The organism is Burkholderia sp. BCC1638, from assembly GCF_902833195.1.
Taxonomy (GTDB): Bacteria; Pseudomonadota; Gammaproteobacteria; order Burkholderiales; family Burkholderiaceae; genus Burkholderia; species Burkholderia diffusa.
This window is the reverse complement of record NZ_CADFEC010000036.1, coordinates 43,155-63,906: the sequence shown is the minus strand read 5'-3', so window position 1 is coordinate 63,906 and position 20,752 is coordinate 43,155. Positions and strand designations below refer to the sequence as shown.

Below are 20,752 nucleotides of genomic sequence, written 5' to 3'. Positions count from 1 at the left end.
CGTCAGCAATCGCGACCACGGCACGAGCTTCTCCATCTCTTCCAGGAAACGCTGGCGCCGAGTCATGCGCTTCTTGCCCGTGCTTTCCGCTTCCGCAAAGCTCATTTGCCGTTTCATCGTCGTGGACCCGTTCCGTGAACTATCTTCTACAACGTCCTCGGCTGCGTCAGCGATGACCACAGAGCCGGATAAATCAGTGTTTCCCTAGAGAACAGAAACGATGATGATAAAGAATATTTCGCAACCTGAGTCGGACCACGTTCTGGCAGTGGTGAAGAAAGCGGTTCCGCTGGTTTTGGTGATGTCGTTGCTGGGAGCAGCGCTATCGTATGCAGCCTATTCTGACGAGTTGTCGGTATCGGCATGGCCATGGAGGATTGGCGTTTTGGTCGCGGTACTGAGCTGCGTCGCGCTGCTTTTCGTCTACGTCCGATATCGTGGCACGAACGATCTGTATGCATATGGAATGGTTATGTCGATTGGTACTCTCTCGACTTACTATTTTTTTGGAGTATTTTGCTATTTCTGCTATTTCGCGTTTGCACCGATGCCTGGCGGAGTGCGATGGCCGGGATTGATTGGTGGAATTGCGCTTAACATCGTTTGGGCTCTGGTGGTACAGCGCAACGTGCGCCACACAGTCAACGCTACCCCCTTCCTCGACAGGGTGATCAAGGAGCATGGCGGGGCACTCGTCTACGATGTTCAACGTGGTGCAATGGAGTTCGACCGATATCATCGCGAGCCGAATATCATGCCGAAGATCTTTAAATATGTCGTCTTCGCGATTGCGCCGTTCTATTTGGTAATTAATCGCCTGCTTTCATCTAATTTTGGAACTAATGGTGTACTGTTGTTTCTGGCGGTATTCGGTATGCCGCTTGCGCTGCTGTTTGTTAATTTGCTTGTGCGTAACTATATTTTGATGATGTCCTTGCCGAGGCAGATCGAAAAAGAGCGTGGTAAGCGTGTATTGGTGGCTGGATAGAGGTTAATCCGTTAATTCTGTTGATGGTTGGTTTTCCGTTTTCCATCTCTGATGGCCACGGGTTTCATGGTGCGGTTGGCATATTTCATATCTGCCTGCTGATCGAGTTAGAGCGGGAATCCGGCAACGACACCATCCTCGATCCATGATTGGTTGTTGGTTATGTTGATGATGAAATCCAACCTTGACGATGGTTCGCCGATAGATCAGCACGGAAGGTTGGCCGTGATCGAGCTGGCGCTCGGTATGCTCGTGGCCGGCATCTATTACGTTTTCTCGCAACTTGGTGTGGTGGCGCACTGGGTGTGGAAGTTGACGCTGGCGGTACAGTGCTTTGTGTCGATCGTGTTGTATGTTCACTATTCGATGAATCGGCGATCAGTCGCCCTTACATAGGTGGAGGAGGTCAAGCGCGATCCGAAACCAGCCTGCACGTCCGCATCACGAACCGCTGACCCGATTCCGCGCCCGCCGCATCTTGCGCCTCACCGCGTACTTGTTGCGATCCTCGATCCACGGCAGCATCGAAATGCTCATCGCACACAGCATCAACCCGCCGACCAGCGCAAACAGACCGAATCCGATTTCACGTACCCATTCCCTGCCCACAACCGCTTCGTTGCGTCGGGCAATACCCGGAAACATCGGCGAAACGCGCAGGCCATCGTTCGCGGCGTCGCTGCAATACGTCTTCGTGAACGCGGCGAACTGTTCGCGGCTGATGTTCGAAGCGGCCGATCGCGAATAAACGGGCGAGCCGGCAGGCTGCCACGTTGTCTCGTAGTGCTGCGTCTGCCCTGCACCATAGCGGAAGACGGCGCGCGCCTCCCATGTCGCGTCGGACTTGCCATATCGCAGAGACAACTCGCATTGCTCGACGAAGGCGGGGACGTGAGGCCACGCACCGGCGCGAACGAGGATGGCCGAATTGATCGCACTAGCCACACCCATCAGCACGAAGACCGCACCGACGACCAGGAGAATGGCGGATCGCAAGCAGCGCAAAGCGAATTTCATCGGATTTGCTGGGTTCTCTGTCCCTGAATGCGCCGCCTACTGCCCCACCCTAAACTCGATCCGCCGATTCCTCGCCCGCCCCTCGGCCGTATCATTCGGCGCAATCGGCTGATCCGGCCCGACGCCCGTCGTCGTCATCTGCTGCGGCGGGATGCTCTTCGTGATCAGATAACCCTTCACCGCATCCGCGCGCGCCTGGCTCAGCGCGATGTTCGACGTCCGGTTCCCCGAGTTGTCGGTGTGGCCGATGATGTCGACCGTGCGGTTCTGCAGCTTCGACAGCGCGGCCGCCATCTGGTCGAGAATCTGCCTGCCTTGCGGTGTCAGCGTCGCGCTGCCCGTCTCGAACTCGATCGTGCGGTTCGCGAGCGTCTGGTCGAGCAGCCCCTGCTCGGACGCCGACACGCGCAGCCCGTTCTTGATCGTGTACGTCGGATTCAGCGTGTTCGCCATGTCGCTCGCGAGCTGCTGGCGCTGCGCCTCGTTGTGCACCTCGCCCTTCATCTCGATCTGCGTGCCGTTGATCTTCAGCTGGCCCTTGCTGATCTGCTTCAACTGCGCGCCCAGCAGCTTCTGCACGTTCGCGCTCCAGTTCGGCGGCGTCGCGACGTCGCCGACCTCGATCTGGTCGACCACGTTCGTCGCGCCGTAGGTGTCGCGCAGTTTCTGCAGCACGGCGGCCTTGGTCGCCTCGTCGGGCACCTTGCCGCCGACCACCACCTGGCCGGGCGTCGCGTTCGCGGGCGGCGGCGAGATCGTGCCGGCCGTGCCGTGCACCACCGTGCCGGACGCCGTGGCCGGCGCGGCGCCGGGGTTGGCGTTCGCGGGCAGGGCCGCGGTCGCGACCGTGCCGTTGCCGACCGGCGTGACGGTCGCGCCGCCGGTGTTCTGCGCGTGGGCCGCGCCGCTGGCGACGAGGCCGGCGGCGGCGAGGGCGGCAACGAATGCCGAGAGGTGCGTGCGGCGGACGTGAATCGTGCGTTGCATCCCGTCAGCCTCCGATGAACGCTTCGCGGAAGGCGTCGATGGCGACGCGCAGCGAGAGTTGCGGTTGGTCGAGGTAGCTGACGAGCTTGCTGATCTGCTGATCGTTTTGCGCATGGGCATCGATCCATTCGGGATCGTCGATGTCGATGTTGTGGGCGGCGTAGGTCTGCGGGTCGACGACGCTCAGCAGCGTCTTCGACGACGCGCCGTTGAAGCCGATGATCAGCCGTTCGCGCTCGGCGATCGTGCCGATGAAGATCGCAAGCTCGAAGTCGGCCTGCGCGACGAACGGTGCGATCAGTTCGAGCCAGAACGCGGCGACGAGGCTGCGATAGAACGGGTCGACCGGCAGCGGCAGCGTCAGGCCGCGCTCGATGTGCGACGAGCCGCTCTGCATCACGGGCCGCAGCAGCGAGCCGAGCGCGAGCATGGCGCCGCGCAGCCGGACCGGATGGCCGCTTTCGAGCAGCATCTGTTGCAGGCCGTACAGCGACTGGTGTTCGATGAAGTCATTGAAGGTGCCGTCATGCGACGTGCCGGGGCCGCCGACGTCGATCGGCACCTGCGTGTCGCCGAGCGCCTGCAGCGCGCCGGGCGGCTCCTCCTTCGCGAGCAGCGGCGGCATCTGCGCGGCGACGCGCGACCACAGCCGCGCGAATGCGAGCGGGCTGCGCGCGAGGAACGCGAGCGGCCGGTCGACCTCGAGCGCGGTCGCGCCGAGAAACGGGAAGCGGCGCATCGACACGTCGTGGCTCGCGACCATGTGCCCCGCGATCGCGAGCTTGCTGCGCGAGCCGAGGAACGCGAAATGCATCGGCTTCGCATCCTCGTAGACGATCTTCCAGCGCGGATCTTCCGCGAGCAGTTCGAGCGCCTGCGCGATCCAGCGATCGAGCGTCTGCAGCAGCTGCGGATTGTGCGGGCTCTTCACGAAGTCGCCGCGCGACGGAATCTTGCCGAAGTAGGCGATCTGCGCCTGAACGGTTTGCGTCATTGCGCCCCCTGTGCATTCGTTGCGGCGGCGGCCGCGACGGCCGGCGCCGGCGCCGGTGTCGCGGCCGGCGCGCCCGTGCCGGCCTGCGTCGCGTTCTGCGCGGCGCCCGCACTCGCGTCGGCGACCGACGACGGCAGCTGCAGGCCGCGCAGGCTCTGCTGCTGCGGCTGGTCGCCGCCGCCGCTTGTCGGCTGCGACGTGCTGATGATGCGCATCGTCACCGACACGTTCACGCTGCCCTGGACCCACGTGAGGTCGAAGGTGCCGTCCGGACGGCGCTTGCGCTGCGCCGAGTTGATCAGCTTCTCGAGACCGTAGCGGCCCGGTTCGTTGACGAGCTGCACGGTGCGGCCGTCGAAGGTCGTCGCGGACAGCGTCGCGCCCGGCGAGCCCTGCGGGTTCGGCCACACGAAGTTGGTCCACTGCGGCGGCGTGTTGCGATAGCGCAGTTGCTGGCCGTCGATCGCGATCGTGTATTCCGTCGTGCCCGTGCTCGGCTGCGGCAGGATCTGGAACACGGTCTGCGGTTCGGCCGCCGCGGCCGTGCCGCCTGCGGCGCCGCCGGCGAGCGGGGCGACCCAGCGCGCGAAGCCGTTCGTGAAGTCGGGCGTGAGGCCGATGCCCATGTCGCCCCACGTGCGGGCGGCGAGCGTGTCGCCGCGGCGCACCGCGAGCGGGCCCAGCGTCGTGCCGACGAACTTCGCGATCGCACCGTCCGGACCGAACACCTGCGCGATCTCACCGGCGCCGGCCTCGACCTTCGCGTTCGCCGCGAACGGGTACTTCGTCGCGAGCGAGCTCTGGAACGGCTGGTAGACCTGCGCGTTCCACACCTTGTTGACTTCGGCGCTCGCCGGCTGGATCACCACCGAGAACGCCTGCATCAGCGGGCGCACCAGCAGCGGACGCAGCGACTTGCGTTGCGAGTCGGTCAGGCCGGTCAGCATCTGCTCGTCGACGAACTTCAGCGAATCGGCCAGTTCCGAACCGTTGCCGTCGAGCGTCTGCTGCATCAGCTGACGCGCGCCGGGGCCGGGGTCGCCCTGGTTCTTGATCACGTTGAAGCGCGTGCGGACCTTCGACAGCGAGTCCATGTAGCCCTTGAGCATCGACGTGCCGTCGTGCGTCGCGACGATCCGCGCGAGCCCGATGAACTCCTGGCCGATCGGACCCATCGGCACCTCGGCCGGGTTGCCGTTGATGTCGATGTTCGCGGCCGCCATCTGGCCGGCCTGCGAGCGCGTGAACAGTTGCTTGACCCAGTTCACGACGCCGGTCTGCGCCTTCTTGATCGCGACGTTCGCCAGCGACGGGTTGTCCCACGACGTCTGGTCGTACGCGGTCTCGAGGATCTTGCGGATCGGCGAATCCTGCGGATCGCCGAGGCGGTTCATCCCGTCGACGGCCTGGCCGAAGCTGCTGAAGCCCTGCACCGCGATGCCCTGCATGAACTTCTGCCAGTGCTGCGCGTATTCGGTCTTGTACATCCCGACGAGCGTCTTCTGGATCTGCTCGGGGCTGCCTTCCAGCGTCAGGTCGTCCTGCGTCGACGTGTTCAGCACCCAGTCCTTCGCCTGCAGTTCCTTGGTCGCCGCGTCGCGGATCGCCGGCTGCACGTAGTCGAACCACGCCTCGCGCGTGAACGTGCCCGGAATCGCGTAGCTGCCGGCGACCAGCCCCTGGTTGCCGTCGCCGACGATGCGTGCGATGGTCATCGGCGCGAAGCGGGTCGACGCGCGCGCCTTGATTTCCTCATAAACACGCTGGCGGGCCGGCATGCCGCGCACGACGCGGCGCAGGTTCTCGCGGGTCTGGTCGACGAGCGCGAGGTTCGCGTCGATCATCGGCCAGTCGTCGTCGTTCACGCGCGCGAGGTAGAACGAGATCATGCGCTCGGCGCTCTTGATCATCTCGTCGCGCGGCATGTTGCCGCGATTCGTCTCGAGCCAGCCGCGCCAGAAGCGGGCGAGCTGGTCGGTCAGGTGCGCCTGTTCGACGTGACGCTTGTCGGACAGCATCAGGTAGGTCTTCAGCGCGTTGTACGCGTCCTGCACGTTGGTCGGCGACGCGTCGCTGTACAGCCCGCCCTGCGGTGCCGCCGCCTGTTGCGGCGCGGCGGCCGTCGCGGCGGATGCGCCCTGCGCGGCGCCGGCGAGCGGCGTGGCGCCCGGCGGGTTCGTCGACACGGGAATCGCGCCGCCCTGCACGGCGCCCGATTCGGGCGGGCGCGTCATCGGCACGAGCTGTTCGGGGTGCGCGTTCACGTCCTTCATGAACGACGCGAGGTTCTGCGAGACCGGCGCCAGCAGGATCTGGCGCACGCCGTTGTAGTACTCGGTCAGCAGGTGCTGTTCGAGACGGTCACCCTGGTACAGGCCGAGCGACACCGACACCGGCTTGTCGCGGCGGAACTGCTCGAGCTGTTCGATGCGGTCTTCCAGGATGTCCATCGCCTGCAGACGCGACTGCAGGTCGTTGCGGCCCTGTTGCAGGCGCGTGACGTTGTCGAGATCGGCCTGCACGTTCGCGACGAGCTGCTGGTTGCCGATCGTCGACCAGGTCCAGCCGCCGAGCGCGAGCGCGAGCGCCGCGACGAAGCCGAAGAAGGTCGCGTAGCGCAGGCGGGTCTTGGTCGGGCTCGCGAACTGGCGCACGGTCTGGCGGTCCGCGAAGATCACCTTCGAGAACAGGTCGCGCAGGAAGAAGCCGTTCTTCGAAAACGCGCTGTGCGGCTTGGGCAGCGCGCTCGCGTCGAGGCCGAAGCGGTGCGCGATGCGCTGCGCGGCGGCGCTGTTGGTTTCGCCTTCCTGCAGCGCGCTGGTGAAGTAGAAGCCGCGGAAGATCGGCTTGTACTGGAACGGGTTGTTCTCGAACAGCGTCGCGAGGAACGCGCGCAGCGCCGGCTTGATCGTCGAGAATTCGAGCGGGAAGCTCAACTGGCCCGGCGACAGCTGGTTGCCGCGCGACAGTGACAGCTGCGCGACGCTGATTTCCTTCAGCCCTTCGTAGAGTTCCTCGAAGTGCGTGTCGAACTGCGCGACGACGTCGCGCTTGTCGTCAGGCTCGTAGGGCAGGGTGGCGCCCCACACGCGGTCGTATTCGTGCTTGTCGCTGCTGCTGAAGAATTCGGTGAAGCCGGTGATCAGGTCGGCCTTCGTGAACATCACATAGACCGGCGCGAACACCTCGAGCTTTTCCGTCAGCTCCTGAACGCGCTGGCGGAGGTTTTTCGCGAGGTTGATCGCGAATTCGGGGCGGTTGCCGGTCAGTTCGGCGATGCTCGCGGTAACGATGATGCCGTTGATCGGCGCCTTCGGGCGATAGCGCTTCAGCAGGCCAAGGAAGCCGAGCCACTCGCTGCGGTCTTCCTCGTGCACCGAGTAGCGGCCGGCCGTGTCGAGCAGGATCCCTTCGGTCGTGAAGAACCAGTCGCAGTTACGCGTGCCGCCGATGCCGTGGATCACGGCGCTGTTCTTGTCCGCGAACGGAAACTGCAGGCCGGAGTTCAGCACCGCGCTGCTCTTGCCGGCGGCCGGGTTGCCGATGACGATGTACCACGGCAGTTCGTACAGCGCGGAGCCGCCCGACACCTGGCCGATCTTCGACGTCTTGATCGTCTTGACCGCGTCAGAAAGACGCGTGCGCAGCACGTCGAGGTCGGCCGTCTTCGTGTCGGGTGCGAGCGCGGCCGCGGCCGGCGCGGCGATCTTGCCGCTTTCCGCCTGCTCTTCCAGCACCTGGCCGAGCTGCTGGTTCGCGCGCTTCACGCGCCAGCGGCGCACCAGCGCGACGCCGAGCCACAGCACGAGGATCGCCGCGAAGGCGATCGCCGCCCACAGGAGCGGCAGCTGCAGCATGTCGGCGACGATGAAGAGAATCGCCGCTAGCGCGATGATCCCGACAATCGAGAGCGTACGCGGATGAGTCAGCACGTTGAGGATGCGTTGCATAGGACGTTCAGGTTCCGGTGCGATTCGGTGAGGCGACGCAGGCGCGCCGAGCGGCAAGCGTGGCGCCGCGGTGTGTCGCCATGCTGTCAAACGGGATGAAAGGGGCTGGCATCAATGCGCCCGCGGCATCGGAGAAGGCGCGCGCAATAATGAAAGGACGCTGTGAGAATTAAAACGGAAGCGGCGATCGGAAAAAATCGTGCAACGGAATGCCCGATCGATTGCGCCGCTCAAATCGTTTCCTGCCGGATGATTAAAAAGCCCCATGCCGCCCTCATTATTTCTTGTCCGGCAGCCCTGACTAGCTGCCGCGTCCCAGTTTAAAACCGGGTTTATGGTATTCCACGTGCCCGAGATCCATCATTTTCCATCGGCCCCCCCAGGTCAGGCCGACCTGCTCGGCAACCTGTCCGTACAACTGGTAGCCGCGCATCGCCCAGGGATCTTTCTCGGAAATGACCAGCTTGCCGTCGCGCAGAAACGCGTTGTCGGCCGCGAGCCCGAATTGGTGATAACTCTGGAAGGCCGCCGCATTGGTCACGTTGGTGCCCATCTGCGCGAGCCGATTCTGTCGTTCCGGGCTCCGATAACCTTCCAGCAGCGCCATCTCGTAACCATATTGTTCGTGCATGATCTTGTAGACCAGCAACAAACGCGTACGGAAATCGGGATCCAGCAGGTTCCAGTCGCGGCTCGCATCCTTCAGTGCCGGCCGCACCTGTTCGACTTCCTTCGTGGCAAAGACTTCCGGCGGCAACGGCGGGGGCGGCACGAGTTGTTCGCCCTGCAGCAGCGCGGCGATCTTTTCGTCGGGCACGCGCGCCGTGTCGTCGTACTGAAACAATTGCCGACCGCGTAACGCAATGGCCACCAATGGCGGCGTCGCAAGAATACCTGCCGACACCATAATCATCAAGCGCCGCCGAATCAGTAAATTTTGCACGTCGCTTAATGCGCCGCGCGTAACGGTTGCCGATTTAACAATTTGACTTCGCGTGCGTGCGGCGCGAGCGTTCGCACGGCGTGTCAGGCGGCCGTGAAACTGGGCGACGGATTCGAAAACCGCCGTGCGGATACCCGGTAAAAGCAACAGTGCCGCGACCGCGACGGCAAGGGCGAAATAGGCGACGAGTGCGACGGCAATCAACGAAATCCCCGGAAATTGGAATTGATTGTGTTTTGCAATGCTTGCTCTTAGAATCAGGCTGCTTTGAGAGGCCGGGCTATATTATCGCGGTGAATTAAACCAGGATTCAATGAGACGCTGAATGAGTGCGCCGGAAAATTCAAATTCGAAAACCCCGCCGAGCCTGCTGTCCGATACCAAACCGGCAGGCGAGGGCGGACCGCAGCAGTCGCGCATTCTCGCGAATCTGGAAGGACGTGTCACGCCGCCGGCCGAAGCGCCGCGCCGTTCGCTGAAAGGGCCGATCGCGGCCGTCGTCGCGCTCGTGGTCGCCGTCGGCGGCTGGGGGGCATGGCGCTGGCAGCAGCAATCCGGCGAGCAGGCCGTCGTGGCCGCCGCGCCCGCGCCCGCGCAGGCAGCGGCGAAGGCCGAGGCAGCCACCGGCGGCGCCGCGCAGGTCGCGCAGGTCGCGCAGAATGCCGCGTCGGCCGCTCCCGCCGCGCAACCGGCCACGATCGTCAATGACGATGCGGCGTCCCAGACCGTTGCGTCCGCATCGGGCGCATCGGGCGCGGACAACAGCCGCTTGTCGCGCGCGCTCGCGAACGGCGCCGACGACGCCTCGGGCGCGGCCACGGCAGGCGCCGTCGCCGCGACGGCCGCCGCCGCGGCTGCGACGACGAAATCGGCGAAGGCCGACGCCGCGCAGAGCGGCAAGGTCGCCGCACGCGGCAAGGCCGATGCGAAGGCCGACGCGAAGGCGGAGGCCCGCAAGCACCACAAGGAACAGCAGGCGGAGCTCGCGCAGGCGAAGAAGCGTCATGACGCGACGACCCGTACCGCGAGCGCGAAGGCAGCCGGGAAGGACGACCCGGATGCGGATCTGCTCGCCGCGCTCGTCGCACGCACGAAGCCGGCCGACAAGAAGGTCGCCGCGCAGAAGGGGCAGGCCGTGCCGACCAAGACGGCCGCCACGACGGGCGGTTCGCTCGCGGCGCGCGTGAAGGAGTGCTCGGAGCGCGGCTTCTTCGAGGATCAGCTGTGCCGCTGGCGCGTCTGCGACGGCCACTGGGGCAAGGATCCGGCCTGCCCGACCGCCGCGCAGTCGGAGACGCGGCAGTAACCACGCGTCACGCCGGACTGCTCACCCGCACATGCGCCGCCCAATGGGCGGCGCGTTGTTTTTGGGGCCGCCGGACACCCGACACCGGACGTCCGTATGTGACGCCGTCACGAAAATGTCGCATGCGTCGGGCATACGTTTCCTTTCAATTTCCCGGCGTGGCGCCGCAATGCGCGATGCGCGGCGCGGTGCGCGCCGCACCACCTTCGACACGATGGACCTGATCGTACAGACTTACGGCGCCGATACGTCCGGCATGGTGTGCGGATTCCGCTTCGTCCCGGGCGGGTCGGGTGCGATGCTCGACGCCGACGCGGCCGCTGGATGGCTGCGCACGTGCCGCGAGCGCGATGCGGCCGCCTCGGACGATTTCGTCTGGCTGCACTTCAATCTCGCGCACGGCGCGAGCGAGCGCTGGATGCGCACGCACCTCGGATTGCCCGACAGCTTCTTCGAATTCCTTCACGAAGGATCGCGCTCGACGCGCATCGAGCAGGAGGACGGCGCGCTGCGCGCGATCGTCAACGACGTGATGTTCAACCTCGAGCTGACGCCGTCGGAAATCGCGACGCTGTTCGTCCACGTCGAGCGGCGCATCATGGTCACCGCGCGGCTCAAGCCGCTGCGCTCGGTCGACACGCTGCGCGCCTGCGTGCGCGACGGCGAGCGGTTCCGCTCGCCGGCCGAACTGCTCGTGCACCTGCTGCGCGACCAGGCCGACCTGCTGATCCAGATCATGCGGCGCACGAGCATCGACGTCGACCGCATCGAGGATCGCTTCCTGTCGCAACGGCTCACGTCGAATCGCGTCGAACTCGGCGCGATGCGCCGGACGCTCACGCGGCTGCAGCGCATGCTCGCGCCCGAGCCGGGGTCGATCTTCCGGCTGCTCGCGAAGCCGCCCGCGTGGCTGCATGCCGAAGACGTGCAGGAGCTGCGCGAGTCGACCGAGGAGTTCTCGCTGGTGCTCGCCGATCTGTCGGGGCTCAACGAGCGGATCAAGCTGTTGCAGGAAGAGATCGGTTCGCGGCTCGACGAGCAGAACAACCGGACGCTGTTCACGCTGACGCTGGTGACGGTGATCGCGCTGCCGATCAACATCGTCGCGGGCTTCTTCGGGATGAACGTCGGCGGCGTGCCGTTCTCGGAGAACAAGCACGGATTCTGGCTGATGGTGCTGCTGGTCGCGGGCTTTACCGGGCTCGCCGCGTGGTGGGCGTTTCGCCGGCGCGACGATCGCTAGCGGCGGTCACGAAAAAACAGGCCCCGCATCCGGGGCCTGCCAAAGGACGTGAAAGATCGAACGCCGGCCGGCGCCGCGAACGGCGCGGCACCGGTCGGCCGGACAACGTTACTGAACCAGCGTCTTGCGCGGCTTGAACATGCCCTGGTAGCGCAGCGACGGACGTTCCTTCACCGTCGGCGCGATGCCGTCGAAGCTCGGCGTCTGGCGCAGCTTCATCGCGGCCGGCGAAGCGACCGAGCCGATCGACGTCGAACGCGAAGCCGGCGCGAGGTTGTTCGCGACGAGCAGCGCGGCCTCGCTCTTCAGGTTCGCGAGCAGCACCGGATCGGTCGAGGTGTTGACCTGCGTGAGCAGGCCGCTCCATGCGGCGTCGCTGTAGTTCACGACGTAGTAGTCGAGACCGCTCGGATCCGCGACCACGCCCGTGCAGCCGTCGATCCGCGTTTGCGTCTGCGTATCCTTCAGCGCGAGCGTCGTGTGTTTCGCGAGACCCTGGCCGTACGCGAGCGTGATCGGTACCGTCCACTGCAGGCCCGGATACGCGTTCTTGTTCGGGAACGGCTGCTGTTTCAGCGTGACGATCGTCTGGTTCTTCGTCATGTCGCACTGCGTATCGAGCGAGATCAGCGGCACGCCCGTCTGGCGCACGTAGCTGTCGCCGATCGGGCCGACCGACTGGCCGCTCTCTTTCGAGAGTGCATCCCACAGGCGCTTCGGCGTGCCGTTGCCGAACGAGTAGTCGACCAGGTACTGTTGCAGACCCTTGCGCAGCGTCTGTTCGCCGAGATAGTTCTCGAGCGTCTTCAGCACGTGGCCGCCCTTGTCGTACGTGAACGCGCTCGCGCTCAGCACGAAGTCGTTCGACGCCCAGCCGTTGAAGTTCGGCGCGACCGGGAACGCGTTCGGGCCGATGTCGCGATTGATCACGCGATACTTGTTCTTCACCTGGTCGAGCCAGCTGAACTCGTCGGGGAAGAACTGGATCGTCGTCTTCGTCTCGAAGAACGTCGCGAACGATTCATTGAGCCAGACGTTGTCCCACCAGTCGGTCGTGACGAGGTCGCCGAACCACTGGTGCGCGACTTCGTGCGTCAGCACCTCGTTACCGTAGTGCGACATCGGCTGGCCCGGTTGCGGCAGGATGTCGTCGGCGAACTCGAGGATCGACCCCCAGTTCTCCATCCCGCCGAAGTTCAGGTCCTTCTGCTCCTTGAACGCGTCGTTCGCGGCGACCGTGTCGAACTTCGTCAGCGGCAGCGGGATGCCCGTGTAGCGGTAGTAGAAGTCGAGCGCCTGCTTGGTGCGGTCCATCGCCGGCTTCGCCCAGTCGCTCATGCCCGGCGGCGTGAACACGCGCAGGTGCAGGCCGCCCTTGCCGCCCGGCAGCGGGCTCGAGAAATCGTCCTCGTAGGTGTCGAACATGCCGCCGCCGAAGAACAGCAGGTACGACGGCATCGGCGGCGTCTTCTCGAACTGCACGAGCTTGTAGCCGCCGCCGACGTTGGTCGACGGCTTCTCGGCCGCGTTCGACACGACGCGCCAGTTCTGCGGCACTTCGGCCGTCACTTCATAAGTCGGCCGGAATGCCGGCTCGTCCCAGCCCGGGAACCACTGGCGCGACAGGTTGGTTTCGCCCTGCGTGAGGATCGCGCCGCTCGTCGTGCCGTCGGTGCTCTTCAGGTCGACACGGAACACGCCTTCCGCGGCTGAGCAGCCCGGATACGGATCGTCGCCGCAGCTGCCGCCCGTCTGCGTGGCCGGATCGTCGTACGACTTGAAGTTGATGATGCCCGACCACTCCATGTGCAGCGAATAGTTGCCCGGCGAGATCGTGCCCGCGACGGGGCGCAGCTGGTAGAAGTCGCCCTTGTCCTGCGGCGTCGCGATCAGCTGGATGTTGCCCGGCTGCAGCGTGATGCGGCCGTTCGTGAACTTGATCCGGTGACCGGCGATCACGATATTGTTGACCGGCTTCAGCACCTTGATCTCGACATCGGCGCGCCCGTCGAACGCGTTCAGCGCTTCGTTCGGGCGGAACCACAGCCGGTAGTTGACGGGTACCACGGTGTCCGGCAGCTCGACAGGCGACACGCTCTTGTCGACGTTGGACGCGCTCGGCGGCGTGTTGGCCGCGGGCGACGAGCTCGAGTGCGGCGCGCCGGCGGAGCTGAGCGCGGAAGCCGAGCCGACGCCGCTGTCGTCGCCGCCGCACCCGGCGAGCGCGAGCGCGGCGACCAGCGGCAGGTAACGCATCTTGTGAATGTTGATCGACATGACTGAAACCTCGATTGTTGAAAGAATCGTTCAGTGCTGCGAAAACGCCGGCAAAAGAAATCCCTCGCCGTTAATCAACGGCGACGAGAAATTCCAATGACGGATTATTCGAAAAGACGGCGGCCGACTACGTGAAGGTAATCATGGTTTACTGCCCCCTCTGTGTTTCCGGATGTCGGTTAACTTGCCGGTTCAAAATGGCCGGGCGCGTGTTGTACTGAATTGATTTCGCGCGCACGACACGGGGCCGCCCGCCCTGCGCGGGGCGTGCATTCCCTTTGAACCGACAGCCCACGGGGCTGGCCGTACCAGGCCGCAGGACGGAAGGACGGCGTGTCGCCGTTCCGTAAAATCGCCGTCATGCGGCTTGAAGGTTTGTCGGCCTGCTCGAAGGATGCGTAAATATACTTGATGGTTTTGGGTAAAGGAAACGAAAAAATTAGAAAGTGCTTCGATTGAATTTTTTGCGCGCCATTGAATGCTGGGAGGCATTAATTCGCTCTCCGTTCGACTGCTTGTTTCCGTAGTTTTAATCTATTAACGATCTCGGCGGTGCGCGGAAACTACGAATCCGGGTGGAGCGTGGCGCGCTCGGTACAATGCAGCGACGATCCGTCAATCGATTGCCGCAAGGAGGCCAGCCCATGCCACGAGCCCTGTTCCGTATCGCGCCGCTGCGCGCCATGCTGCTGCTGTTCGCCGCCGTCTTCGTGCTCGGCGGTTGCGCGGGCCTGACGCGCGAGCCGGTGAGCGTGACCGTCGCCGGGCTCGATCCGCTGGTCGGACAGGGCCTCGAGATGCGCTTCAGCCTGAAATTGCGCGTGCAGAACCCGAATGACACGCCGATCGAATACGACGGCATTTCGGTCGCGCTCGAAGTGAACGGCACGCCGTTCGCGAGCGGCGTCAGCGATCGCTCGGGCGTCGTGCCGCGCTTCGGCGAGGCCGTGATCGACGTGCCCGTTTCGGTGTCGGCGTTCGCCGCCGCGCGCCAGGCGTGGAACCTGCCCGGCGCGGCGGCCAACGGTGAGTTGCCGTACGCGCTGCGCGGCCGGCTCGCCGGCGGCGTGCTCGGCGCCGTGCGTTTCAGCGATGCGGGCACGTTGCGCATGCCGGCGATGCCGGGGTGGGGCGGGTAGGCTGCCGGCGCGATGCCAGGGCGGTCGCGCGCGCTTTGCCGCGCGGGCAAAGCGCGGTATGGTGTGGTCCGCGCGGCGCGCTCCTGTAGCGCCGCCTGTCTGAAGCCAACCGTAGCCGAGCTCGCGTGACCGATTTCCCCGTTTTCCACTGGACCGACGCCGACGGCGCCGAACATGCCGTGCGCTGGCGCTCCGAAGCCGGCGTGCAGCCGCCCAGGCGCGCCGTGCCCGCCGACGACCGCCTCACCGCCGACGCCGCGTACCGCCTCGCGTGCGAGGGCACGGCGCTCGTCTGGCAGGGCGACTTCCAGAACGCGCGCCAGCTCGTGCAGGCGATGGCGCGCCGCGTCGAACGCAAGCCGAAGAAGGCGAAGGCCGCGGTGGGCGTCGACGCGTTCAACCTGCACCGCCTCGCGCAATCGCAGCGTGCCCGCACGCTCGGGATGCTGCTGATCCCGCTCGACGCCGACTACACGATCCCGCTGCGCCGCGCGCCCGACGTGCGTGCCGCGTGCGAGGAAGCATACGGCCCGGGCGGCGCGCCGTCGGTCGTGTCGCTGCGCGAGCTGCTCGGCCTCGTCGGCGCGCACGAATGGCGCAAGAAGGGCGTGCCGATTCCGGCGCTCGGCGGCGCGCCGATCCATCCGCATTACGGTGTGTTTTCGCCGGTGCGCGGCGAATACGTCGAACTCGTCGCGCGCACGCCGCTGCCCGCGACGTCGCTCGCGTTCGACATCGGCACGGGCACCGGCGTGCTCGCGGCCGTGCTCGCGTCGCGCGGCGTCGAGCGCATCGTCGCGACGGATCAGGATCCGCGCGCGCTCGCGTGCGCCCGCGAGAACGTCGCGCGGCTCGGTCATGCCGAGCGCGTCGAGGTCGTCGAAGCCGACCTGTTTCCGGCCGGCCGCGCGCCGCTCGTCGTCTGCAATCCGCCGTGGGTGCCGGCCCGTCCGAGCGCACCGATCGAATATGCGGTCTACGATCCCGACAGCCGCATGCTGCGCGGTTTCCTCGCGGGGCTTGCCGACCATCTCGAACCGGGCGGCGAAGGCTGGCTGATCCTGTCCGATTTTGCCGAGCATCTCGGCCTGCGGCCGCGCGACACGCTGCTGCAATGGATCGACGAAGCCGGTCTCGTCGTGCTCGGCCGCGAAGACATCCGCCCCGCGCACCCCAAGTCCACCGACGCGGACGACCCGCTGCACGCGGCACGCCGCGCCGAGGTTACGTCGCTCTGGCGGCTCGGCGCGCGGGCCTGATCGCGTATTTTCGGTAAACTGTCGCCATTCCTCACGAATTCCCGCCGCCGGGCCGTGGTCGACCGACCGTGGCCCGGCGCCGCTTCACGATGTCGAACAAGACCTACGAAATCCGTCCGGAGCAGTCCGTCGAGCTGCTGAAGGAACTGCACATCCTCACCCGCGACGGCAAGCTGAACCAGGACAGCCGCCGCAAGCTGAAGCAGGTCTATCACCTGTTCCAGTTCATCGAGCCGCTGCTCGCGAGCGTGCAGGCCGACAAGGGCCGCGTGACGCTCGTCGATCACGGCGCCGGCAAGTCGTATCTCGGCTTCATCCTGTACGACCTGTTCTTCAAGCAGCAGCCGGGGCACGGCACGCCGGCGTTCGCGTCGCACGTGTACGGGATCGAGACGCGCGAGGAGCTCGTCACGCGCTCCACCGAACTCGCCGCGCGACTCGGGTTCGGCGGCATGTCGTTCCTGAACCTGTCGGTCGCCGATTCGATCACGTCGCCGAAGCTGCCCGAAACGGTCGATGTCGTCACCGCGCTGCATGCATGCGACACGGCGACCGACGACGCGATCCGTTTCGCGCTCGCCAAACGCGCGCAGCACATCGTGCTGGTGCCGTGCTGCCAGGCGGAAGTCGCGGGCGTGCTGCGCAAGAACAAGGGCAAGTCGCTCGCGAACGCGCTGACGGAAGTGTGGCGGCATCCGCTGCATACGCGCGAATTCGGCAGCCAGATCACCAACGTGCTGCGCTGCCTGCAGCTCGAGGCGCACGGCTACCAGGTCAGCGTGACCGAGCTGGTCGGCTGGGAACATTCGATGAAGAACGAGCTGATCATCGCGCAGTACAAGAACCTGCCGCGCCGCAAGCCCGCCGAGCGGCTGAACGAGATCCTCGGCATGTTCGGGCTCGCCGAACTGAACGAGCGCTTCTTCGCGCCGGCGCCGGCGGCGGCGGCGGGCGAGGCCGTCGAGCCGGCCTCGGACTGACGCAGGCGGACGCGCGGCCGGTTTGCCGCGCGGTAGCCGGCCGTCGCGCGACGCGTCAGACGTCGTCGCCCGGCCGACGCATCCATTCGCGCCAGCCGTCGTGGCCGAGGCGGCGCAGCGTTTCCTGGTTTTTCTCGTAGATCGCGGACGCGTCCGGGAACGCGTCGACTGCGCGCGCGATGCTGTCCTCGCGCAGCAGGTGCAGGATCGGATACGGCGCGCGGTTCGTGTAGTTCTCGATGTCGTCGGCTTCGCTGCCTTCGAACCGGTACTCGGGATGGAAGCTCGCGATCTGCAGCACACCGTCGAGCCGCAGTTGCCGCACGAGCCGGTCGGCGAAGAACAGCGCATCGTTGTAGTCGACGAAATCCGCGAATGCGCGCGGATAGATCACGAGCGTCGTGTCGACCTGCTGCGGATCCGCCGCTTCGAGCGCGCGCAACTCGGTTTCGAGGTCGGCGAGCGCGTCCTCGAGCGTCGTCGCTTCGCTGATCGCATAGCGCACCTGCTCCTTCACGTAGACGCTCTTCGCGAACGGGCACAGATTGAGCCCGATCACCGCGCGCGCGAGCCAGTGCCGCGTGGCTGCGAGGATGTCGTCGTGCGAGTCGGGGCGGGTATCGGTCATGGCGAGGGCAGTCGGGTCAGGCGGCAGCGAGGGCCGCATTGTAGCGGGGGCGGGCACGCAAGGTTCGCTCGTGCGCCGCCCGTCATGCGCAGGCGGCTTCGATCAGTTGCGTGACCAGCGCGGGCGCGGTGCCGATTGGCGTTTCGCCGTGCCGGTAGGTCTGGCTGGCCGCGTAGATACCCTCGACCACGAGCGCGAGCGCGTCGGCGAGCGCTTTCGGCTGCCGGGCGCCTGCGCCTTCGCATAGTTCGACGAGCCGCTTCATCAACTGCTCCTTGTTCCGCGCGACGCGCTCGCGCGCCGGATGCGACGCATCGGGAAATTCGGCCGCGACGTTGACGAACGGGCAGCCGCGATAGTCCTTCTGCGTCGCGCGCTCCGCGAGATCGACGAAATACTGGATCAACTGCGCTTTCGGCTGGCCCGGATGCTTCGCGACGCTCGAATCGAGGCGCTCGAAGAAGCACGCATCCATCCGTTCGAGATACGCGAGGATCAGCTCGTCCTTCGACGAGAACTGGCGGTACAGGCTCATCTTGTTGACGCCCGCGCGTTCCACGACCGCCTCGACGCCGACCGCGCGCACCCCTTCCTTGTAAAACAGCTCCTCGGCGGCGCGCAGCAGGTGTTCCTGCGCGGCGGCCGCGGCGATCGGCTGGCGCGTGCGGCGTGCCGGCGGCTTGTTGGCGGCCTCGATGCCCGACATGATGACCCTCGACTGCGTGGTGAATTGCTTGACATGTTACCGACTGGTAACTACGATCGCAACACACTTGTGACCGATCGGTAACAATGCCGACCGGATCGACAGACGAATGCCAGGTATCGGCCCGGGTCAGCCGATGCAGCGTGCGGCGGAGGTGGCCCGGTGGTGAGGCGGGGCAGGCGCGCGGGCGCCGGGCCGCCAACTGGAGAGCGATGACATGAACTGGGCAGTGACACGAATCGGCGGGCGTTTCCATTACGGATGGCTCGCGGCGGCGGTGGTTTTCCTGATCCTGCTGGCCGCGGCCGGCACGCGCGCGACACCGAGCGTGCTGATGGTGCCGCTCGAGCGCGAACTCGGCTGGAGCCGCGCGGCGATTTCGCTGGCGATTTCGGTGAACATCGCGCTGTACGGCCTGACGGGCCCGTTCGCGGCCGCGGCGATGCAGCGCTTCGGGCTGCGGCCGACGATCCTGACCGCGCTGGTGACCATGAGCGCGGGCGTCGCGTTGTCGTCGATGATGACGCAGAGCTGGCAGATGGTCGTGATCTGGGGGCTGATGGTCGGCTGCTCGACGGGTGTCGTCGCGCTGACGCTGTCGGCGACCTTCGTCACGCGCTGGTTCCATGCGCGGCGCGGCCTGGTGATGGGCATCCTGACGGCGAGCACGGCCACTGGCCAGCTCGTGTTCCTGCCGATGCTCGCGGCGATCGCGCAGCGTCATGGCTGGCGGCCGGTCGTGCTGGTCGTCGCCGTGGCGGCCGCGATCGTGATTCCGCTGGTCGCGTTCCTGCTGCCCGAGCGGCCGGCCGACGTGAAGCTGCGCCCGTACGGCGAGCCGGCCGATGCGCCGGCCGCGCCCGACGCGACGAAGGAGAACCCGCTCGCGGTCGCGTTCCGCACGCTGCTGACGGCGAGCCGCTCGCGCGACTTCTGGCTCCTGTTCTTCAGCTTCTTCATTTGCGGTGCGAGCACCAACGGCTATGTTGGCACGCACCTGATCGCGATGTGCAGCGATTACGGGATGACCGAAGTGCAGGGCGCATCGCTGCTCGCCGCGATGGGCGTGTTCGACCTGTTCGGCACGACGCTGTCGGGCTGGCTGTCCGACCGCTACGACAACCGCGTGCTGCTGTTCTGGTATTACGGGCTGCGCGGGTTGTCGCTGATCTACCTGCCGCATGCGTTCGGCATCGATTTCTTCGGGCTGCCGCTGTTCGCGATGTTCTACGGGCTCGACTGGATCGCAACCGTGCCGCCGACGGTACGGCTCGCCACCGACGTGTTCGGCAAGGCCGCGGCGCCGGTCGTGTTCGGCTGGATCGTCGCGGGCCACCAGCTCGGTGCGGCATTCGCGGCGCTCGGCGCGGGGCTGCTGCGTGCCAGCCTCGGCACCTATACGATCGCGTCGATGATCTCGGGCGGGCTCTGCATCGTCGGCGCGCTGATCGTGCTGCGGATCAACCGCGGCCCGTCCCGCGCGGCCGCGCAGGCCGCCTGAGCGCGGTGTTCCGGCCGGCCCGTGCGCGGGCGCGGCCGGTCAATGCGGAATCGGTGATTTGCATTGCGCGGGATGACCGGGCGCGTGACGCCTCAAGCGGTTATGCTTGCGGTTCGCCGGGCGTTCGCGCCCCTTCATCGATGTCAGCGAGGAACCGCATGTCCGTCAAACCTGCACCCACCACTGTTTCGATTCACGACCTGATCGCGGGCCGCTGGAGCCCGCGCGCGTATTCGGACGAGCCGATCAGCGGCGCCGATCTGCATGCGGTGCTCGAAGCCGCGCGCTGGGCGCCGTCCGCGTACAACGCGCAGCCGTGGCGCTTCATCGTGTTCGACCGCACGCAGGACGAAGCGGCGTTCAAGCGCGCATTCGCGACGCTGGTGCCGTTCAACCAGGGCTGGAACGCGCCGGCGCCGGTGCTGATCGCCGTGACCGCGCACACGCTCACGCCGAAGGGCGAGCCGGCGCCGACCGCGCTGTACGACGCGGGCGCGGCCGCGATGTCGCTGGTGCTGCAGGCGCATGCGCTGGGTCTCGCCGCACACCAGATGAGCGGCTTCGACGCGAAGGCGTTCCGCGACGCATTCGAGATTCCGGCCGACGTCGCGATTCCGGCGATCATCTCGCTCGGCCACTACGGCAACGTCGACAAGCTCGATCCGGTGCTGCGCGATCGCGAAAAGGCGCCGCGTACGCGTCACGCAATCGGCGAAGTCGTCTATGCGGGCGCATGGAAGAAGGGTTTCGACGCCGCAGCCTGATCCGCAAGCGGGCAGGCGTTCGTCGAGCACACGGTCCGCGTCAGTTGCCGGCGCGCCGCAAGCGGGCGGC

17 protein-coding genes and 1 pseudogene are annotated in these 20,752 nt (G+C 66.0%); 9 read left to right on the top strand and 9 right to left on the bottom strand.

Annotated elements, in window-relative coordinates:
* Window positions 1–117, bottom strand: a pseudogene (locus HWX22_RS28075) (IS5/IS1182 family transposase); the annotation flags it as partial.
* A gap of 106 nt (window positions 118–223) precedes the next feature.
* On the opposite strand from HWX22_RS28075, the gene HWX22_RS28070 reads away from it, so the two are divergent.
* Window positions 224–988 carry a hypothetical protein gene (locus HWX22_RS28070; protein ID WP_244135305.1) on the top strand — a complete coding sequence of 255 codons (765 nt, stop codon included), beginning with the start codon at window positions 224–226 and terminating at the stop codon, window positions 986–988.
* Between the two features lie 168 nt (window positions 989–1,156).
* Window positions 1,157–1,384, top strand: coding sequence for a hypothetical protein (locus tag HWX22_RS28065; RefSeq protein ID WP_175908394.1), 228 nt, complete (start codon window positions 1,157–1,159; stop codon window positions 1,382–1,384).
* 45 nt (window positions 1,385–1,429) lie between these two features.
* On the opposite strand, the gene HWX22_RS28060 is transcribed toward HWX22_RS28065, so the two are convergent.
* The 5 genes from HWX22_RS28060 to HWX22_RS28040 all read right to left on the bottom strand — a co-directional run bounded on the left by HWX22_RS28060 (window position 1,430) and on the right by HWX22_RS28040 (window position 9,083).
* Window positions 1,430–2,005 carry a DUF3592 domain-containing protein gene (locus HWX22_RS28060; RefSeq protein ID WP_175908393.1) on the bottom strand — a complete coding sequence of 192 codons (576 nt, stop codon included), beginning with the start codon at window positions 2,003–2,005 and terminating at the stop codon, window positions 1,430–1,432.
* 36 nt (window positions 2,006–2,041) lie between these two features.
* The gene (locus tag HWX22_RS28055) at window positions 2,042–2,992 is read right to left on the bottom strand and encodes an OmpA family protein (protein ID WP_059820585.1); all 951 of its coding nucleotides are present in this window, start codon (window positions 2,990–2,992) and stop codon (window positions 2,042–2,044) included.
* A gap of 4 nt (window positions 2,993–2,996) precedes the next feature.
* Window positions 2,997–3,986 (bottom strand): type VI secretion system-associated protein TagF, encoded by a 990-nt coding sequence (gene tagF / locus HWX22_RS28050; protein ID WP_059607872.1) that lies wholly within the window; start codon window positions 3,984–3,986, stop codon window positions 2,997–2,999.
* Window positions 3,983–7,936, bottom strand: a complete 3,954-nt coding sequence (gene tssM / locus HWX22_RS28045) for a type VI secretion system membrane subunit TssM (RefSeq protein WP_175916832.1) — start codon at window positions 7,934–7,936, stop codon at window positions 3,983–3,985. The genes tagF and tssM overlap by 4 nt, the downstream gene beginning before the upstream one ends.
* Window positions 7,937–8,237: 301 nt before the next feature.
* Window positions 8,238–9,083 carry a M15 family metallopeptidase gene (locus HWX22_RS28040; protein WP_059532780.1) on the bottom strand — a complete coding sequence of 282 codons (846 nt, stop codon included), beginning with the start codon at window positions 9,081–9,083 and terminating at the stop codon, window positions 8,238–8,240.
* Between the two features lie 121 nt (window positions 9,084–9,204).
* Between HWX22_RS28040 and HWX22_RS28035 the strand changes: the two genes are divergently transcribed.
* A complete protein-coding gene (locus HWX22_RS28035) occupies window positions 9,205–10,185 on the top strand; it encodes a phage tail protein (protein ID WP_175916831.1) in 981 nt (326 codons plus the stop codon).
* A 214-nt stretch (window positions 10,186–10,399) separates the two neighbouring features.
* Complete coding sequence (locus HWX22_RS28030) at window positions 10,400–11,428, top strand: transporter (RefSeq protein WP_175916833.1); 1,029 nt, start codon at window positions 10,400–10,402, stop codon at window positions 11,426–11,428.
* Window positions 11,429–11,536: 108 nt separating this feature from the next.
* On the opposite strand, the gene HWX22_RS28025 is transcribed toward HWX22_RS28030, so the two are convergent.
* Window positions 11,537–13,705, bottom strand: coding sequence for a M1 family metallopeptidase (locus tag HWX22_RS28025; RefSeq protein WP_175908388.1), 2,169 nt, complete (start codon window positions 13,703–13,705; stop codon window positions 11,537–11,539).
* Window positions 13,706–14,349: 644 nt separating this feature from the next.
* On the opposite strand from HWX22_RS28025, the gene HWX22_RS28020 reads away from it, so the two are divergent.
* The 3 genes from HWX22_RS28020 (at window position 14,350) to HWX22_RS28010 (ending at window position 17,083) form a co-directional block, all read left to right on the top strand.
* Complete coding sequence (locus tag HWX22_RS28020) at window positions 14,350–14,844, top strand: LEA type 2 family protein (RefSeq protein ID WP_175916830.1); 495 nt, start codon at window positions 14,350–14,352, stop codon at window positions 14,842–14,844.
* A gap of 125 nt (window positions 14,845–14,969) precedes the next feature.
* A complete protein-coding gene (locus HWX22_RS28015) occupies window positions 14,970–16,103 on the top strand; it encodes a class I SAM-dependent methyltransferase (RefSeq protein ID WP_059702607.1) in 1,134 nt (377 codons plus the stop codon).
* 89 nt (window positions 16,104–16,192) lie between these two features.
* Window positions 16,193–17,083, top strand: a complete 891-nt coding sequence (locus HWX22_RS28010; RefSeq protein ID WP_059820579.1) for an SAM-dependent methyltransferase — start codon at window positions 16,193–16,195, stop codon at window positions 17,081–17,083.
* Window positions 17,084–17,138: 55 nt separating this feature from the next.
* Here HWX22_RS28010 and HWX22_RS28005 read toward each other — a convergent pair whose 3' ends face one another.
* Together HWX22_RS28005 and HWX22_RS28000 are read right to left on the bottom strand one after the other, a co-directional pair.
* On the bottom strand, window positions 17,139–17,711 hold the full coding sequence (locus tag HWX22_RS28005) for a DUF1415 domain-containing protein (protein WP_059692336.1): 573 nt from the start codon (window positions 17,709–17,711) through the stop codon (window positions 17,139–17,141).
* Window positions 17,712–17,793: 82 nt separating this feature from the next.
* On the bottom strand, window positions 17,794–18,417 hold the full coding sequence (locus HWX22_RS28000; protein WP_059820578.1) for a TetR/AcrR family transcriptional regulator: 624 nt from the start codon (window positions 18,415–18,417) through the stop codon (window positions 17,794–17,796).
* Window positions 18,418–18,634: 217 nt separating this feature from the next.
* On the opposite strand from HWX22_RS28000, the gene HWX22_RS27995 reads away from it, so the two are divergent.
* Window positions 18,635–19,918 carry an MFS transporter gene (locus HWX22_RS27995; protein ID WP_059532761.1) on the top strand — a complete coding sequence of 428 codons (1,284 nt, stop codon included), beginning with the start codon at window positions 18,635–18,637 and terminating at the stop codon, window positions 19,916–19,918.
* Between the two features lie 158 nt (window positions 19,919–20,076).
* Complete coding sequence (locus HWX22_RS27990) at window positions 20,077–20,682, top strand: nitroreductase family protein (protein ID WP_059692334.1); 606 nt, start codon at window positions 20,077–20,079, stop codon at window positions 20,680–20,682.
* Window positions 20,683–20,752 lie beyond the last annotated feature (70 nt).

Excerpts from the sequence above, each read along its gene's own strand:
- HWX22_RS28070 (WP_244135305.1), top strand. The coding sequence starts at position 224 with ATGATAAAGAATATTTCGCAACCTGAGTCGGACCACGTTCTGGCAGTG.
- HWX22_RS28065 (WP_175908394.1), top strand. The coding sequence starts at position 1,157 with ATGATGAAATCCAACCTTGACGATGGTTCGCCGATAGATCAGCACGGA.
- HWX22_RS28060 (WP_175908393.1), bottom strand. The coding sequence starts at position 2,005 with ATGAAATTCGCTTTGCGCTGCTTGCGATCCGCCATTCTCCTGGTCGTC.
- HWX22_RS28055 (WP_059820585.1), bottom strand. The coding sequence starts at position 2,992 with ATGCAACGCACGATTCACGTCCGCCGCACGCACCTCTCGGCATTCGTT.
- tagF (WP_059607872.1), bottom strand. The coding sequence starts at position 3,986 with ATGACGCAAACCGTTCAGGCGCAGATCGCCTACTTCGGCAAGATTCCG.
- tssM (WP_175916832.1), bottom strand. The coding sequence starts at position 7,936 with ATGCAACGCATCCTCAACGTGCTGACTCATCCGCGTACGCTCTCGATT.
- HWX22_RS28035 (WP_175916831.1), top strand. The coding sequence starts at position 9,205 with ATGAGTGCGCCGGAAAATTCAAATTCGAAAACCCCGCCGAGCCTGCTG.
- HWX22_RS28030 (WP_175916833.1), top strand. The coding sequence starts at position 10,400 with ATGGACCTGATCGTACAGACTTACGGCGCCGATACGTCCGGCATGGTG.
- HWX22_RS28025 (WP_175908388.1), bottom strand. The coding sequence starts at position 13,705 with ATGTCGATCAACATTCACAAGATGCGTTACCTGCCGCTGGTCGCCGCG.
- HWX22_RS28020 (WP_175916830.1), top strand. The coding sequence starts at position 14,350 with ATGCCACGAGCCCTGTTCCGTATCGCGCCGCTGCGCGCCATGCTGCTG.
- HWX22_RS28010 (WP_059820579.1), top strand. The coding sequence starts at position 16,193 with ATGTCGAACAAGACCTACGAAATCCGTCCGGAGCAGTCCGTCGAGCTG.
- HWX22_RS28005 (WP_059692336.1), bottom strand. The coding sequence starts at position 17,711 with ATGACCGATACCCGCCCCGACTCGCACGACGACATCCTCGCAGCCACG.
- HWX22_RS28000 (WP_059820578.1), bottom strand. The coding sequence starts at position 18,417 with ATGTCGGGCATCGAGGCCGCCAACAAGCCGCCGGCACGCCGCACGCGC.
- HWX22_RS27995 (WP_059532761.1), top strand. The coding sequence starts at position 18,635 with ATGAACTGGGCAGTGACACGAATCGGCGGGCGTTTCCATTACGGATGG.
- HWX22_RS27990 (WP_059692334.1), top strand. The coding sequence starts at position 20,077 with ATGTCCGTCAAACCTGCACCCACCACTGTTTCGATTCACGACCTGATC.